A 16,177-nucleotide genomic window follows, 5' to 3' on the forward strand; every position below is an offset into this window, starting at 1 on the left:
GTATGCCCTATAATTTAGAGGTGGCGTCTGCTATCGCTTGTTTACGTTCTTGCTCAATCACGAAGCGTTCTTGTTTGCGTTTCTCTTTTAGGATCTCTTCTTTTTCGTCAAACTCATCATACGCTTCAACGATTTTTTGTACCAACTGATGGCGCACAACATCTTTTGAATCAAACTTAGTGATATGGATTTCTTCAATATCACTCAAAATCTCCATCGCTTGCGCCAGTCCCGATTTGGTACCGCGTGGTAAATCGACCTGTGTAATGTCACCAGTAATCACTGCTCGCGAGCCAAAGCCTAAACGCGTTAAAAACATTTTCATCTGTTCAGGCGTGGTGTTTTGCGCTTCATCCAAGATGACAAAGGAGTTATTCAGCGTACGTCCACGCATATAAGCCAGTGGTGCAATCTCAATCTCTTGACGCTCAATCATTTTACCAACTTTGTCAAAACCTATCATCTCATAGAGCGCATCATATAGGGGACGCAGATAAGGGTCGATTTTTTGGGTCAAGTCACCGGGTAAAAAGCCCAATTTTTCGCCCGCCTCAACAGCTGGACGCACCAGCAAAATACGCTCAATCTCCTTACGCTCTATCATATCAACCGCACAAGCGACCGCGAGATAGGTTTTACCCGTACCCGCAGGTCCAATGCCAAACGACACATCAGAAGATAGAATATCCTTAACATAACGCTGCTGATTGCCACCGCGCGGCACGATTTTGCCGTTACGGGTACGCAAACTAATAGGCGTAAAGTCACTGGGCGAATCCAGATTATCTTCGCTACCATCTTGACCATCGCTATCAGTAGCTGGCATGTCATCTTCTATATCTTGATCGCGTGCGATGCTTGATTGGATGATGAGGTGTAGCTCTGCCGGGCTAATATCTTTAGAGTTCTGGGCTTCATCAACCAGCTTATATAAAACCCGCTCACCGATTTCAACACCTGATAAATCACCACTTATAGTAAAGTCACCTTGGCGTTGGTTGATTTTGATATCAAGACGTTCTTGTAAGTATTTTAAATTATAATTATATTCACCAAGCACTGTTTTGAGTTGGGCGGTGGTTAAAAATTCTATTTTTATATGGCGGCTCATGGAGGCAGTCAAGCGATTATCCTTGTATTGGGCATTCAATGTCGTCGGCATAACGTTATATTTATATAGAAGACACGACATTATCAATGGGTTTAATAAATAAATTGTCTGGCAAAAAGTTATTAAAATTTTATTATTAAATAGGCTGAGCGATATATAAAAGCACTTCCTTCATTATGGTTGATAGTTTTTAAATTTCAAGCCATACATCCTAGTGGGCGAGACAGTTTTTGTATGTTGATTGCAACCACTCGGCAAGTGGCTATCATCTTAAGGAGTTATCAGTAACATCCTGCTGATAATAAATGCGGAAAAATATCAACCTTAACCAGCTAGGCGCTGTAAATACTGTCAATCCCGCTGAATGATAGATAATTTGTGGTAATCTATTCGTTAGCCAGCCACTATTCAGGCACTGAATTTGGCAGCGTTAGATCATAATAAATAACGTACGATAACTAACCATTGTGAGCAATCATTAACTGCTTAGCAAAAGCGCATTGAGCAAAGCATAATAGGAATAATAATGTCAAATATAGAGTCTAAATCTTCAGGTACCGAGCCAACCTTTACTAGTCCCCAGTCTACACCTTCATCCATGCTAAGTGAGCAGCAAGTGTTGATTGTTGGTGGCGGTCATGTTGGCTTGTCCTTTGCATTATTACTGGCACATCATGGCATTGCCAGTACTTTGCTCGAGAAAAACAGCTATCCGACTATTAGCCCAAATGATGATCAGACACGCAGCCACTATTTAGACAGTCGTAATACCGCGTTATCACGGCGAACCGTGCAAATCTATGAAGAGATTGGCTTGTGGTCAGAACTACAAAGTCATGCTTGCCGTATTGATGCGGTGCAAATCAGTGAGCAGGGCAGCTTTGGGCGCGCGCAGTTGAATAAGGAAGATGAGCAAGTTGAGTCATTTGGGCAAGTAATGGAGAATGCGTGGCTAGGACGCAAGTTATTATTGGCAGCACAAGAAGAGTCGTTAATTACCATTATAGATAACGCCAACGTTACGGCTGTTGAGCAACAAAAGGCTGGCGTCACGCTCCGCTTCAACTATTACGATACGGACGAACATGAGCAAGAGTTGCAGGCAAGCTTACTGGTTGCGTGTGATGGTCGTGACTCTACGATTCGCCCGTTACTGAATATTGGTACGACGACTTATGATTATAAACAAACGGCTATCGTTGGCGTCGTACAGACGGATAAGCCGCACGAGCATGTGGCGATTGAGCGCTTTAGTCCAGCAGGGCCGCTTGCCGTACTGCCATTAACTGATCCAGAAGGGGATGGGAATGATGATTATCAGAAAGGCTACAGACGCTCAGTCGTTTGGGTATGCCCAACCGGGGAAGAGACGCAATATCTAGAAGACGATGCGCACTTTTTACAGACCTTGCAAAAAGCGTTTGGTCAGCGCGCGGGCACGTTTGTCGCGGCTGGTCGTCGCGGTGCATATCCATTAACACGCGTATTGGCAAAGCAACAGGTCGATGGACGTTGTGTCATTATGGGCAATGCCGCTCATACTTTACATCCAGTAGCAGGTCAGGGCTTTAACCTTTGTATGCGTGACGCGCATGTACTCGCGCAAATGATAAGCGCCCAAGTGCTCAAAGGCGCTGATATTGGCGACCCAACACTACTAAAACGCTATGAAAAATCACGGCAAACAGATCAGAAACGAGTCATCCGCTTTTGTGACGCCGTCGTTCATGGCTTTACCCATCCCAATCCAGCTATTAAGCTGGCGCGTAATGTGGCTTTAATTGCTTTTGATAAGTTGCCTAATATCAAGCCATTGATAGCCAATTATGCAATGGGCTTAAAATCATAGTCTCTAAATTTCAGTTTTTATCATTTTAACCGCTATTAATTTAATGGTTAAAATGATAAAAACGCGGAGCTCAAGAATAAAAAATATAAGTTTAGGCTGTGTTTGCTGCGGTTACTACTAGATACGATTAATAAAGGATGTCTTATGAAAAATAATCACACGCTCATTATCGGCGGCGGTATCGTTGGTGCCAGTCTGGCGCTAAAACTGGCACAAGCTAAATGTCCCGTTACTTTGATTGATGCGAGTCCTAAGCAGAACGAAGTAGACTGGGCTGCTAGACTCGCTCAGCGTGATGCGCGGGTTTATGCGCTTAGCCTTGCCAGTATCGGACTGCTAAAAGAGGTGGGCGCGTGGCAAAAAATAGCAGCGTCAGAGCGTAAGGCCGATTATTCACAAATGCAGGTTTGGCAGCGCAATGGTATCGGTGAGCTAAAATTTGGCGATGAAAGGCTTGGTAATGGGGATAATGCTTCACCTAAGCTACTTGGCAGTATGGTTGAGCCTTTTGTTATTGAATATGCATTATGGCAGCGTATGCAGGAAGAGGATGTCAGTAGCTACTTAACCGTTATCGCAGGCCAAAAAGTGGTAGCAATGGACTGGCTGGGTTCAGAGAAAGGTTATCGGGTGACCTTAGAAGATGGTAAATCTATCGAAGCAGCGTTATTAGTAGGGGCAGACGGTCGCGGCTCGTTTGTACGTCGGCAGGCAGGGATTGAGCTGGATACTTTAGACTATAAGCAGACTGCGATTTGCTGTGCGATTCAAACTGCCAAACCCCATCAAGCCACCGCTCGCCAAGCGATGTTGCCCACCGGCACGCTAGCGTTATTGCCATTGGCTGATATTACAGCAGAGGATAAGGCCAGCCCCCAGCATTGGCAGTCTATCGTCTGGACATTACCGCGCAATCAAGCATTGGCACTTATTGAGGAAGACCCGCAAGTTATCGCTGATAAATTAGCTGCAGCTAGCACTTATGAGCTTGGCGCGATCAGTCAGATTGAGTCCATTGCCAGCTTTCCATTGGCAGCGCAGCAGGCGAAAAGTTATGTCGCTGATAACTTAGTACTAATTGGTGATGCAGCGCATGGGGTACATCCTTTAGCTGGACAAGGGTTAAACCTCGGTATGCTCGATGTGCAAGCGTTAAGCGCACAGTTAGAGAATGACTTTGCGCGGAGTAGTGGCAAATTATGGGGAACTAACCAGACTCTACGCATGTATGAACGCCTGCGCCGTCCGCATAATAGTCTGATGATGCATAGCTTCTCTGCACTCAACTGGCTGTTCGCAGGCGAGTTTGCGCAACTGCGTCCTGTGCAGCAGATACGTAATGAAGGCATGTATCGGGTTAGCAAAATGAAACCGCTGATGCGTTTGTTTGCTAAGCAGGCGAGTGGGGTTTAATTCAATAAGGAAATAGTCATGACGATTAAAATTTGTTCAAAAGTGGCGGCTTTGTGTGCGGTTTTGGCATTATCAGCATGTCGGACTACCACCCAAAACCCTTTAATAACCAATGCTATTATTGTTGATGCGCCTACCATATTTATTAGTATTGATAGCGACGGCGACGGTGTGCCTGATGATATAGACGAGTGCCCAGGCACACCTTTGAACGTAGTAGTTGATGACAGAGGCTGTCCGCATTCCTTACTTTTTGGTGAAAACGAATTTAGGATGGAAGCTAGAGCATATTATGCTGAAAATAGCAGTGAGATAAAAAGTGAATATTATGAACAGCTAGATAACGCAGGCAAAAAAATGCAAGATCATTTGGACGCTGTTATGCATATTGAAGGGCATATATCCAAGCGTGAAGACAATGGTGCCAATCAAACATTATCAAGATACCGTGTGGAAGGTATTAAAAATTATATGACCATGAAATATAATATTGATCCTGATCGTATTAATACCTTTTACTATGGATCAGAGCGTCCAATTGCGACAAATGACGCCGAAAACAGTTGGCTCAACCAGCGTATTTATGCGCTTATTAGCAACGTTGAGTAATATATTGAACGTTTTAAAAAGAGTGGAAGCTGATGACAGATAAAGCCTTAAGTTACTCTGGATAAAGAGAGAGTAATAATGACCATTAAAAATCATCGCACTTTATTGTTATTAGCAGCATCTATAACTCTAGCTGGCTGTCAAACGACTACAACGACGCCTTTTAAAGATGCAACTCAATATGAAAATATTGTCACAATAAAAGCAGAGATTGACTCAGATGGCGATGGCGTTCCTGATGAGTTAGATATGTGTCCAGCCACTCCAGAAAACGTGGTTGTAGATGACAGAGGCTGTCCTTTTACGATGCCTGGGGTAGGTCTAAAAATGGAATATCGCGCCTTTTTTGATAAAGATAGCAGTGAGCTGTTGCCGAAGTATCAAGCTGAGCTTGATAAGGTAGGAATGAAGTTGCAAGAGTATAAAACCGCTACCATATTGATTGAAGGTCATAATTCAAGAACTGAAGTCGATAGCGTCTCTATAGACCAAGCGAACGCCTTAGCGCAAGATAGAGCGAATAAGGTTAAAGATTATTTAATATCGAAATATAACATCGCCCCTGAACGCCTCACGGCGACTGAGTATGGCGCAAGAAGACTAATTACGTCGTCTGATAGTGAGGAGGGCAATATGTTGAACCGACGCGTTTATGCGATTGCGTCTGAACCTGAAGAATAAAAAATAATTTTATTATTAAAACGATTCGAGGCAAGTCATCAAATCCAACTGAATAAGAACTTCGATTCGATATGAAACTAAATTTATATCTAGCCAGTAGCGTTTTTTGCAGTTCTTTGGCGTTATCGGCTTGTCAAACTGCGCCAATATTGACGATTGAGAACACAGTGACAGCGCCACTGCCAATATTGATTGTGAGTCTTGATTCAGATGGTGATGGCGTGCTTGATGAAATAGACGAATGCCCTGAAACGCCGCTTCATACAGTAGTAGATGCTAAAGGTTGTCCAATAGTGGTTGATGTAGGCGGAATTGAAATGGAGTTTAGTGGGTTTTTCCCGTCAATGAGCAGTCAATTACCTACTATTTATGCTGCAGAGTTTGTGAAAATGGCAGAAAAAATCAATGAGTATCCAGAAGCCAGTGTTTTTATTTTTGGTCATGCAGCTACGAATGAAATTGATGAAGATGCTTTAGTGACTCTTGGTTTCGATTCTTTATCACGCAATCGCGCACTCATCCTCAAGAATACTTTAGTCTTGCAACATAATATTGATGCTGAGCGTATCCGTACTTACGAGTGCTCAAATAAATTATTGGTTAGAGAGACAGATTATATAAATCCTAGTTTTAAAGCACTTAATATGAAAGGTCTTGAGGCAAAACAGCGCCGCGCCACTTTAATGGCGAGTAGTTTAGTCAATGATTTAATGAATCTTAAGTATAAATCTGATATTCAAAGATATGGTGGATACGCCAAGCATTGTAAGCTTTTTGAATAATGGCAAATTTTGATAAACCGTAAAAATTTAACCTTACCCCAACGCCGAAAATACCACCATCAGCACCGGCGATACAATGTTAATAATAAACCCAAAGCTGATGGCAAGAGGTACAACGGTTAGTCCACCTGATTGCTGTATAACGGGTAAGGTAAAATCCAGACTGGTCGCTCCGCCAAGACCTACTGCTGATGAAGGGTACTGCCGCATAAATACCGGAATAAATATCAGCGCAAAAAACTCACGTATCAAATCGTTAAACAACGCCACACTGCCCCAAATCGCACCATAAGCATCGGTCATTACAATCGCTGATAGTGAATACCAGCCAAATCCTGAGGCTAATGCTAAACCTTTGGTCCATGATACATCAATAAATAACATCGCAAAGACCAATCCGCCTACCAATACCGCTATGGTAAAGACAATACTCATCTCAACCCCGCGTTTATTCAGCATCACCTCTTTTAAGGTAATGCCTGAACCTTTGAGCCCAATACCGACTAGCAGTATTAACAGCATGAGCATCACTGTCATAGTGGTATTGTGCGGTAGATAAGCGGCAGGCAAAAAGTGTCCAATGACAAAGCCAATCACCACACAAATTACTTGTGTGAGACTACCGCGAATACTAACACGGTGCTGCTGAGACTTGGCGCTTGGCTTTTTGGCATGCCATGGACGCAAGTGATCAAATAACATCAACGCCAGCAGTCCCGTACCGATTGTCAATATCGATAATATAGTCACATACAACGCAATCTCGCCCAACTGACTGCGTAGACCTTCTACTTGTGACAGCTCAATACCGATTAGGGTCAAAATAATAAAGACCAAGTAAGACAAACCTTTGTCAGCAAACCTCGTCAACTTTGGGTTACTAGGGATTACAAAGCCAATAAATAGCGGCATTAAGACTAAAACAAGGGTAATTAGGCTTTGCATAGAGGCAGGCTCGTGAGATTTTTGCTAAACCGGCAATTGTAACATAATAAGGGTTAAAAACTGGAATCGCTAGGCGCAATTCATCACTGAAAGAGAGATGGATAACCACTCTGAGGTAGCAGTCAGGTTATTTGCTTTATCCGTGACTGGCTCAATGACACTGATTAATGGTTGACAGGCGTAAGCAGGATAATCTTTTCGATAATGCCCGCCACGACTTTCACAGCGCTGATAAGCTGATTGCACAATAAGCGTGGCTAATTGCAACTGGCGTTCTAAGCGAAACTGAAGCAGATGTTTAGGCGTGGTTGCATTATCTATGATGTCTAAATTGCTTAAACCCGTTAAGTCATCTAAACCTGAAAGTTGAATGGCTTGTTGCCAACCTTGTATTTTTACAAGCGCCTGTGCTAATAGATCAGCGCTGCGAGTGATACCCATATTTTGACTCATCAAGGCTTTTAGCTTGGCAGTAATATCATTAATGTGATGAGTAGTATTGAGTTTAGCTTGATTATTATAGTTACGTTCAGTCATTAAGTTAGAGGAGGGTAAGTGAATCGACTTAGTATTGGTAAGCTCTACAGGGCTCCAATTCGCAGAGAGTAAATACGTTGGTAAGTGCGCGGCGATATTACGACCGATAACCACACACTCTAATAAAGAGTTACTCGCTAAGCGATTTGCGCCATGTAGACCGGTATAAGCAACCTCGCCAGCAGCATATAATCCTCGCACATCAGTTAGACCAGTGGTGCAAGTGACCACACCACCGCAACTATAATGCGCAGTAGGCGCAACAGGAATGGGGTCAGTGGTAATATCAATACCAAGATCTAGTAAAGTTTGATAAATCTGCGGAAAATGCTCACGCAAAAATTCTGCTGACAAGTGGCTGACATCAAGATGTACATAGCCTAAGCCATTATTATGAATTTGCTCAGCAATGGCACGCGCCACAATATCTCGTGGGGCTAATTCCGCGCGACTGTCAATGTCTAACATGAAGCGTGTGCCTGTTTACGGACAAAGCAAATGCCCACCTTCACCGCGCAAGGCTTCTGATATAAGAAAGCTGCTATCGCCTAATGCTAAGCCTGTCGGATGAAACTGCACAAATTCTAAATTGGCTAAACGGCATCCTGCTTGCCACGCCATCATGACGCCATCGCCTACACAGACATTAGGTGCGCTGGCACGTTGGAACAGTTGCCCTAAGCCGCCGCTAGCTAAGACGACTGCGCGACTGTGAAAGGTCAGTTGACGTTGATGATGGTGGTTAAAGACAATCGCACCATTGCAGTAATTGTCTTTAGATTCGGTTGTCTTTTGCACCTGAGAAGAGGGCTCAGTTAATAAGCCCAGCGCTTCATGATAAGGCAAAATGGTGATGTTGGCAGCCGACTGTGCCTGTGCCGCTAGTGTTTGCATGATATGACGACCTGTTGCATCGTCTGCATGGGCGACACGCCGACAACCATGTCCGCCTTCTTTGGTCAAATGTAAATCAGCTGTTTTTAACTCATATCGAGCATTGTCAGCGTTTAGATTTTGATGGTTATCACTTTTAGGAATTTGGGTAAATGGCACTTCTTGGTCGCACAACCATTGTACCGCCTGTTGCCCAGCGCTGAGAGTTTTAATGGTATTCTCAGCATCGCACAATCCTGCACCGGCGGTTAAGGTATCGGCCACATGGGCGGCACTAGTATCATTTTCATTCAAGCTTGCCGCGATACCGCCTTGGGCGTAGTGACTTGAACAGGTCTCCAGCGCGGCTTTGCTTAATATCGTAATATTTAATGACTTTGGTAATGCCAGCGCTGCACTTAATCCTGCCAATCCTGCACCGATAATCAAAACGTCGGTATGAATAGACGTGTTATTATCTGCTAATCGTGCACTCATATCAGGCTGCTCCGACATTGGCAAACAAAGGACGGTCGGCAACGATATCTCCACTTGCAGCGACTCGCTGTTGGTTGTCTTTGGCAAAATCAAGCATGCGTTGCAATGGTTTTCTAGCGGCATCTGCCATCTCAGGCGTGAGTGTTACTTCGCCACTATTGTTAATCAGACACTGCTCAATACCTTTTAGACCATTCATCGCCATCCATGGACAAAAGGCACAGCTCTTACAACTGGCACTTTCACCTGCGGTAGGTGCCGCTAAAAAGCGTTTATTCGGAGAGCGTTTTTGCATTTCGTGCAAGATACCTAAGTCAGTCGCCACAATAAAGGTATCTGCGTCCATCTCATAGGTTGACTGGAGCAGCTTACTGGTCGAGCCGACCACATCGGCAAGCTCTACCACACTATCCGGTGATTCAGGATGCACCAGCACTTTTGCATCTGGATACTCTTCTTTTAGTTGCAGCAGTTCTGTGGCTTTAAATTCATTGTGTACCATGCATGAGCCTTGCCATAACAGCATATCTGCACCCGTCTCGCGCGCAATATACTTGCCTAAATGGCGGTCAGGGCCCCAAATAATAGGTTCACCTTGTTCATGTAAATGACGGACGATATCGATACCCACTGAAGAGGTTACCACCCAATCCGCGCGCGCTTTAACTGCCGCACTGGTATTGGCATAAACGACTACCGTACGTTCAGGATGAGCATCACAAAAGGCTGAGAATTCATCAGCAGGGCAGCCCAAATCGAGTGAGCACTCTGCCTCTAAATCTGGCATCAAGATAGTTTTTTCCATGCTTAGAATCTTAGCCGATTCACCCATAAAGCGAACACCTGCGACCACCAACGTTTGCGCGCTATGTGCCTGACCAAAGCGTGCCATCTCTAATGAGTCGCCGACGCAGCCGCCTGTCGCCAATGCCAAATCTTGAATAAAAGGGTCAACATAATAATGGGCGACCAGCACCGCATTATTGTCTATGAGCAACTGCTTAATATTGTCTTCAACTTTCAGTCGCTCGGAGCGTGGTAAGTCTGCTGGCATCTTTGCTTTGGCGTATTCAATATTAAAATGAGTAGCAATACGGTTATCGGTACTTAAAATCGGCGCGTCATAAGGATAAGTTTTCATAGGTGTAAGCCTTTAGTGTAGTCGCAATGACAAATGAGCAGCTAAAAAGAGATGTCAGAAAGAGTGAGAAAGTATCTAACAGAAAGTTAATAATTTAATTATGCTCATTTTGAGTATAAATACAAGTAAATTTTATCTTGTTTGTTAATGAGCGTTATTATCTAGCGTATTAATGATTATCAGTTATGATGATAAGAACGTATCTAAAATCCCATTCACGCTATACTGCGTCTTATTGCTGGCATACTGCTTTGTATAAAGCATTAATACTTCATTCGCTATAATATAAAAGGTAATCATAAAAAACATGACGTTGTCTTATTCGCATGCGCACCAGCAGGGCAGTGGCACGACCGAAGTGGTTGCCGTCTTGATTGCCATCACTGATCATACCGCGCGTGTCTTAACCGTTGATCAAGGTAAATTGTTGCCTAATGGTCCTTTAATGCCCTTACATCGCTCATTACAAGCGGGTGTACGGCAATGGGTTGAAGAGCAAACGCAGCAGCCATTGGGTTATTTGGAGCAGCTATATACCTTTGTCGATACCAATCGGCGCAATAAAGAGGGCCATGCGCTGGTTTACGTCAGCTATCTTGGCTTGGTGCAAGAGACGCAAACGGTTACGTTGCAAAGCCAAGCATTATGGCGGGATTGGTATGATTATTTTCCATGGGAAAATCATTTGAATGGCGCGCCTGATATCATCATGTGTTTCATAGTACCTGCGTTATTAGCATGGGCAGAAACTGCTAGTGATGAGGCGGCTAAGTACCGTCGCAGGCAACGTATTCGTTTATGTTGGGGCGTAAATTCTGCAGTGATATACGAACCAGAAGAAGCTCAATCTGACCTGAGTAATCATAATGAATGGCATGACCATAGCGACAATCGTAATGATAATAATGAAGGCAGAGAATGGGTTGCAGAGCATGTGCTGCTGCGTTATGAGATGCTATATGAAGCAGGGTTGATTCCTGAAGCACCCACTTATCCACCCACCTATCTGCTAGATAATCTGCCAGTTGATTGGTCACAGAAGATAGGCATGCCGATGTATTACGACCATCGCCGTGTCATTGCCACTGCCATCTCAAGGCTACGTGCAAAAATTGAATACCAACCACTGATTTTCGGCTTAATGCCGAATGTCTTTACCTTGTCGCAGCTTCAGCAAAGCGTTGAAGCATTATCAGGGGTGCCTTTGCATAAACAAAACTTCCGTCGCCTGCTTGATTCGCAAAATTTAGTGATGCCGACAGGAGAGAGCAGTAACGCCCAGCGCGGTCGTCCAGCGAAGTTATATCGTTTTCGTCATGATATCGAATTGCAAAGTTTATTAATGGATAGCAAATTTCCTAAACGTAAATAATTTTGCAAAGGATAGTTTTTTATACTGCGGATATTATTGTCACTGACTATAAATAAATGACTCCATTATCTTCTTGCGAGTCGTTGTACTTTACGTTATATTTATGCTCATTTTGAGTTTAAATACGTGACATCCATATTAATATCAATTTCAATATCAATAAAGAGCCGAAAAAAGGGTCGAATATGACAGACAGAGTAGAGCCAGCATTAGATGAGGTGTTACTCAAACCATTGGTTGAAGTGGCATTAATTGAGGATTTGGGACGGCGTGGTGATGTGACTTCTCAGGCGACTATTCCAGCAGATATGCAAGCCCAATTACAGATTAAAGCACGGCAAGCGGGTGTCATTTGTGGTATGGACTTGGCACGTCTGGCGTTCGCCTTGGTTGATGCGCAGATTGAGTTTATCGCTGAAGTTACTGATGGGGAAACCGTTGCTGCCAATACGGTATTGGCTACTGTCCGTGGGAATGCGCGGCATTTATTAACGGCAGAGCGCACAGCGTTGAATTTTATGACCCATCTTAGTGGTATTGCTACGGCTACCAAGCAGATCGTTGATAGCGTAGCTGAGTATCCCGCGCATATTACCTGTACTCGTAAAACTATTCCAGGGCTGCGTACGGTACAGAAGTATGCAGTACGTTGTGGAGGCGGGCGCAACCACCGCTTAGGCTTAGATGATGCTATTTTAATTAAAGACAATCATATTGCCATTGCAGGTGACATTACGACAGCGATTAAGCAAGCGCAAGATTTTGCTGGGCATTTGATACCGATTGAGGTTGAGGTTGATACCTTAGCGCAACTAAAGCTGGCATTAGCAGCTGGCGTCAATTTGGTATTATTAGACAATATGTCACCTGAAATTTTGCAGCAGGCGGTTGCTATGTGTAAAGGACGTACAAGAACTGAAGCGTCCGGAGGCATCACCCCTGAGACCGTTCAAGCCGTCGCAAAAACAGGCGTTGATTTTATTGCCATGGGTTATCTGACTCACAGCACCACTGCGCTAGATATTGGCCTTGATTTCAGCGCGTAGGTTCAATAGCTCTAATAAATATTTATTATTTTAGCGTAAGAGTTAATTGTACTGCTGCGTCTAAAATCAGTTAAAGCTAATGATTTAATTGGCTCATCTGCCTATGATACAATACCACTATTAACCGACTATTATGAGGTCATCACTGCACGCGCGTGATGGCCTTTATCTTTTTGTCAGTTCCTCTTATTTATATACAAGTGAGCGCTCAGTGGATACTGAAATTATCAAAATCATCTTGGCCTTTATGGTATTGATTAATCCGTTTGGTGCCCTGGCGCTATTTTTGGATTTAACCCGCGGCTATTCGATGATCGATCGACGTAAAGTGGCGCGTGTTGCTTGTTTGACTATTTTTATCACCATTAGCTTTTTTACGATGGCAGGCGAGTCACTACTCAAAATATTGGGTATCTCAATTGGTTCGTTTCAGATGGCAGGTGGCATACTAGTGTTTTTAATTGCCATTAATATGATGAATGGGGATGGTAATCCGGTTAAGCCTGATCAAGAGAACTTCGATGTTGACCATGTACAACATACGCCGCCAACCACCGCATCAGCAGTAGTGCCGTTAGCCATTCCAATGATGATTGGGCCAGGTGGAATCTCAACCGTCATTATTTACTCTTCGCAAATCTCTGGCGCATTGCGAGTGTCGGCGGTAATCATTGCTGGCTTGTTTATTAGTATCTTTTGTTATTTAGCCCTGATGGCAGCAGGCCGTATCAGTCGTGTGCTAGGTGATACTGGACTGAATATCATGAGCCGAATTATGGGGATGCTACTTGCCGCTGTAGCTATTGAAATTATCGTCAGTGGTCTCCGCACCCTGTTTCCACATTTAATCTAAGTATTGGTTTGCTCCATTGCTTTCTTACTACTTCAAACAATGGGCTATTTAAACTATTAAACGGCCTACGACAACCGAAATATATGATAGAAAAATATTAGCGTTTACTTACCTATCCTGATTACTATCTTTTAAACAGAGCTTGTTTGCCATCCTACCAATCAACAGATAACCCCCCTATAAACGCTATACATAAAATAATGTTATAGTAAGACTCATTACATTTATAGGAGTCAGTTTTGAGTCAGAAAAAAATTGCTATTTTAGGTGCAGGTCCAAGCGGTTTGGCGCAATTGAGAGCTTTTGAAGCCGCTCGTTTAGCCGGTGTGAAAGATTTACCGGAAATAGTATGTTACGAGAAGCAAGATGATATTGGCGGTATGTGGAATTATACGTGGCGCACTGGTTTAGATAGGAACGGTGAGCCAGTACATGGCAGCATGTATCGTTATCTGTGGTCGAATGGGCCAAAAGAATGCTTAGAGTTTGCTGATTATTCGTTTGAAGAGCATTTTGGTCAAGCCATTCCCTCTTATCCTCCGCGTGAAGTGCTCAAAGACTACATTATGGGACGGATTAATAATCAAGATATTCGTAAATATATTCGTTTTGAAAGCCCCATACGTTGGGTGACTTTTGACGATGATACCCGAAAGTTTACGGTTACGGTGATGAACCATAAAACCGAAGAGCAAGAAGCGGAAGAGTTCGATTACGTTGTGGTTGCGACCGGTCACTTTTCAACACCGAACATGCCTTATTTTGAAGGTCTAGAAGAATTCCCTAACCGTGTTCTGCACGCCCATGACTTTCGCGATGCATTAGAGTTTGAAGGCCAAGATATTTTATTGGTGGGCAGTAGTTATTCAGCAGAAGATATCGGTACGCAGTGTTATAAATACGGCACCAATTCAGTTACGATCAGTTACCGTAGTACCCCATTAGGCTATGACTGGCCTGAAGGTATTAAAGAAGTGCCGTGTATCACTCATTTTGAAGGGGATGTTGCACACTTTGCAGATGGCACAGCGCAGCGTTTTGATGCCGTTATTATGTGCACAGGGTATTTATTTCACTTTCCTTTTTTGCCCGATGAGCTGCGCTTGCAAACACATAACTGCTTATATCCCGCGAATTTATATAAAGGTATCTTCTGGCAGCCCAACCCGCAGCTGATTTATTTGGGTATGCAAGATCAATACTTCACCTTTAATATGTTTGATGCCCAAGCATGGTATGCGCGTGATGTCATCTTAGGCGACGTTGAATTGCCTGACTTAGCCATGCGCGAGCAGGATGAGCAGAAGTGGCTAGCAGAATACGAGCATGTGCATACCGTTAATAGTGAGATAGACTTTCAAGCCAAATATATTCGTGATTTAACCAATGCTACCGATTATCCCGAATTTGCGGTTGAAAAACAGGGCGATATCTTTAAAGAATGGCAAAAAGATAAAGTAGTCGACATTATGGGCTTTAGAGAAAAGGCCTACCGTTCGACATTAACGAATACTTTAGCACCTGAGTTGCCAGAGCCTTGGTTAGATATTCTCGATGACTCGCTAGAGCATTTTTTAAACTTAACGTTTATTGAAAGCAAAAAGCCCAATAAAGTGTCATATATTGAGAATAAAAAGTCTAGGAAAGTGTCATAAACAAAGTTAAGCTGTTTTATTAATAATAATTATTAATAGTGACTAAATGTCTAACCTAAACCAAACACGTCAACCAGTCGTGTTTGGTTTTTTCATTTTTGATATTTACTCTGACTTTAGCTTTGATATAAATGCCATGCTAAATACCACATTAATATGCCGACCATTGCATCGAGTATATTCCATGCTTTAGGCTTTGCGAATAAAGGGGTTAATAAACGTGCGCCATAACCCAATGCAAAAAAGAAGAAAAACGAGGCGCTAACCGCACCACCAGTAAATATAAGTTTACTACTAGCACCTGTAGACACCATGCCAACTAACACTAAAGTATCCAAATAAACGTGCGGATTCAGCCACGTAAAGCCAAAACATAAAAGTAGGGCTTTTTTTAAGCTAGTGACCACTTGTCCATTAGTCGTTAGTGCGTGTGAGGCAGTGATACTGGCATATAAACTTAGTAGCCCATAACCGAGCAAAAATGTGACACCAGCAAGTTTGGCGAGATGAACGACTTGCGGATAACGTGTGGTGACGGCACCGAAACCTGCAACACCTGCTGATATCAATAACGCATCACTGACCGCACAGAATAGACAGATAAAAAATATATGCTCGCGTTTAAGCCCTTGCTTGAGGACAAAAGCGTTTTGCGAACCAATAGCAAAAATTAGTGAGAGCCCAAGCAAGAAACCGGAAAAATAATCGGTAGCATTCATAATGGTTCGTTTAATTTGTTAGTAAGAAAATTAGGACAGGTAATCATGGGGTAACTATATAGACGCATTGCTTTATTTAAAGGTTTAAGCGTA

The 16,177-nt window shown here is 43.3% G+C and carries 14 protein-coding genes and 1 pseudogene; 9 read left to right on the top strand and 6 right to left on the bottom strand.

From position 1 onward, the window contains the following. Positions 1-7: 7 nt before the first annotated feature. Positions 8-1,111 (bottom strand): PhoH family protein, encoded by a 1,104-nt coding sequence (locus ES754_RS00240; protein ID WP_147223137.1) that lies wholly within the window; start codon positions 1,109-1,111, stop codon positions 8-10. A 598-nt stretch (positions 1,112-1,709) separates the two neighbouring features. Between ES754_RS00240 and ES754_RS00245 the strand changes: the two genes are divergently transcribed. From ES754_RS00245 to ES754_RS00265, 5 genes are all read left to right on the top strand, one after another. Continuing rightward, a complete protein-coding gene (locus ES754_RS00245; RefSeq protein WP_147223139.1) occupies positions 1,710-2,960 on the top strand; it encodes an FAD-dependent monooxygenase in 1,251 nt (416 codons plus the stop codon). A gap of 144 nt (positions 2,961-3,104) precedes the next feature. Next, on the top strand, positions 3,105-4,373 hold the full coding sequence (locus ES754_RS00250) for an FAD-dependent monooxygenase (RefSeq protein ID WP_147220990.1): 1,269 nt from the start codon (positions 3,105-3,107) through the stop codon (positions 4,371-4,373). An 18-nt stretch (positions 4,374-4,391) separates the two neighbouring features. After that, a complete protein-coding gene (locus ES754_RS00255; protein WP_147220992.1) occupies positions 4,392-4,982 on the top strand; it encodes an OmpA family protein in 591 nt (196 codons plus the stop codon). Between the two features lie 78 nt (positions 4,983-5,060). Next, positions 5,061-5,663 (top strand): OmpA family protein, encoded by a 603-nt coding sequence (locus ES754_RS00260; protein ID WP_147220994.1) that lies wholly within the window; start codon positions 5,061-5,063, stop codon positions 5,661-5,663. A 71-nt stretch (positions 5,664-5,734) separates the two neighbouring features. Next, entirely contained in the window at positions 5,735-6,445 is a 711-nt protein-coding gene (locus tag ES754_RS00265) for an OmpA family protein (protein WP_147220997.1), read from the top strand. A gap of 33 nt (positions 6,446-6,478) precedes the next feature. Here the strand turns inward: ES754_RS00265 and ES754_RS00270 are convergent, their stop codons facing one another. The 4 genes and pseudogenes from ES754_RS00270 to nadA all read right to left on the bottom strand — a co-directional run bounded on the left by ES754_RS00270 (position 6,479) and on the right by nadA (position 10,439). After that, the gene (locus tag ES754_RS00270; RefSeq protein WP_147220998.1) at positions 6,479-7,390 is read right to left on the bottom strand and encodes a LysO family transporter; all 912 of its coding nucleotides are present in this window, start codon (positions 7,388-7,390) and stop codon (positions 6,479-6,481) included. Positions 7,391-7,459: 69 nt separating this feature from the next. Then, entirely contained in the window at positions 7,460-7,927 is a 468-nt protein-coding gene (locus ES754_RS12120; protein ID WP_228267765.1) for a hypothetical protein, read from the bottom strand. 135 nt (positions 7,928-8,062) lie between these two features. Next, a pseudogene (locus ES754_RS00275) lies at positions 8,063-9,316 on the bottom strand (L-aspartate oxidase); the annotation flags it as partial. After that, entirely contained in the window at positions 9,300-10,439 is a 1,140-nt protein-coding gene (gene nadA, locus ES754_RS00280) for a quinolinate synthase NadA (protein WP_147221000.1), read from the bottom strand. The pseudogene ES754_RS00275 and the gene nadA, both read right to left, overlap by 17 nt. A gap of 307 nt (positions 10,440-10,746) precedes the next feature. Here nadA and ES754_RS00285 point away from each other — a divergent pair, with 307 nt between their 5' ends. The 4 genes from ES754_RS00285 (at position 10,747) to ES754_RS00300 (ending at position 15,365) form a co-directional block, all read left to right on the top strand. Next, positions 10,747-11,811 carry an NUDIX hydrolase gene (locus tag ES754_RS00285; RefSeq protein WP_147221002.1) on the top strand — a complete coding sequence of 355 codons (1,065 nt, stop codon included), beginning with the start codon at positions 10,747-10,749 and terminating at the stop codon, positions 11,809-11,811. A 185-nt stretch (positions 11,812-11,996) separates the two neighbouring features. Beyond that, complete coding sequence (gene nadC / locus ES754_RS00290; RefSeq protein ID WP_147221004.1) at positions 11,997-12,857, top strand: carboxylating nicotinate-nucleotide diphosphorylase; 861 nt, start codon at positions 11,997-11,999, stop codon at positions 12,855-12,857. A 211-nt stretch (positions 12,858-13,068) separates the two neighbouring features. Next, a complete protein-coding gene (locus tag ES754_RS00295) occupies positions 13,069-13,710 on the top strand; it encodes a MarC family protein (RefSeq protein ID WP_170231078.1) in 642 nt (213 codons plus the stop codon). Between the two features lie 239 nt (positions 13,711-13,949). Next, positions 13,950-15,365, top strand: a complete 1,416-nt coding sequence (locus ES754_RS00300) for an NAD(P)-binding domain-containing protein (RefSeq protein WP_147221008.1) — start codon at positions 13,950-13,952, stop codon at positions 15,363-15,365. 116 nt (positions 15,366-15,481) lie between these two features. Here the strand turns inward: ES754_RS00300 and ES754_RS00305 are convergent, their stop codons facing one another. Continuing rightward, a complete protein-coding gene (locus ES754_RS00305; protein ID WP_147221009.1) occupies positions 15,482-16,084 on the bottom strand; it encodes a LysE/ArgO family amino acid transporter in 603 nt (200 codons plus the stop codon). Between the last annotated feature and the right edge of the window lie 93 nt (positions 16,085-16,177).

This window comes from Psychrobacter frigidicola, assembly GCF_007997305.1.
Classification (GTDB): Bacteria; Pseudomonadota; Gammaproteobacteria; order Pseudomonadales; family Moraxellaceae; genus Psychrobacter; species Psychrobacter frigidicola.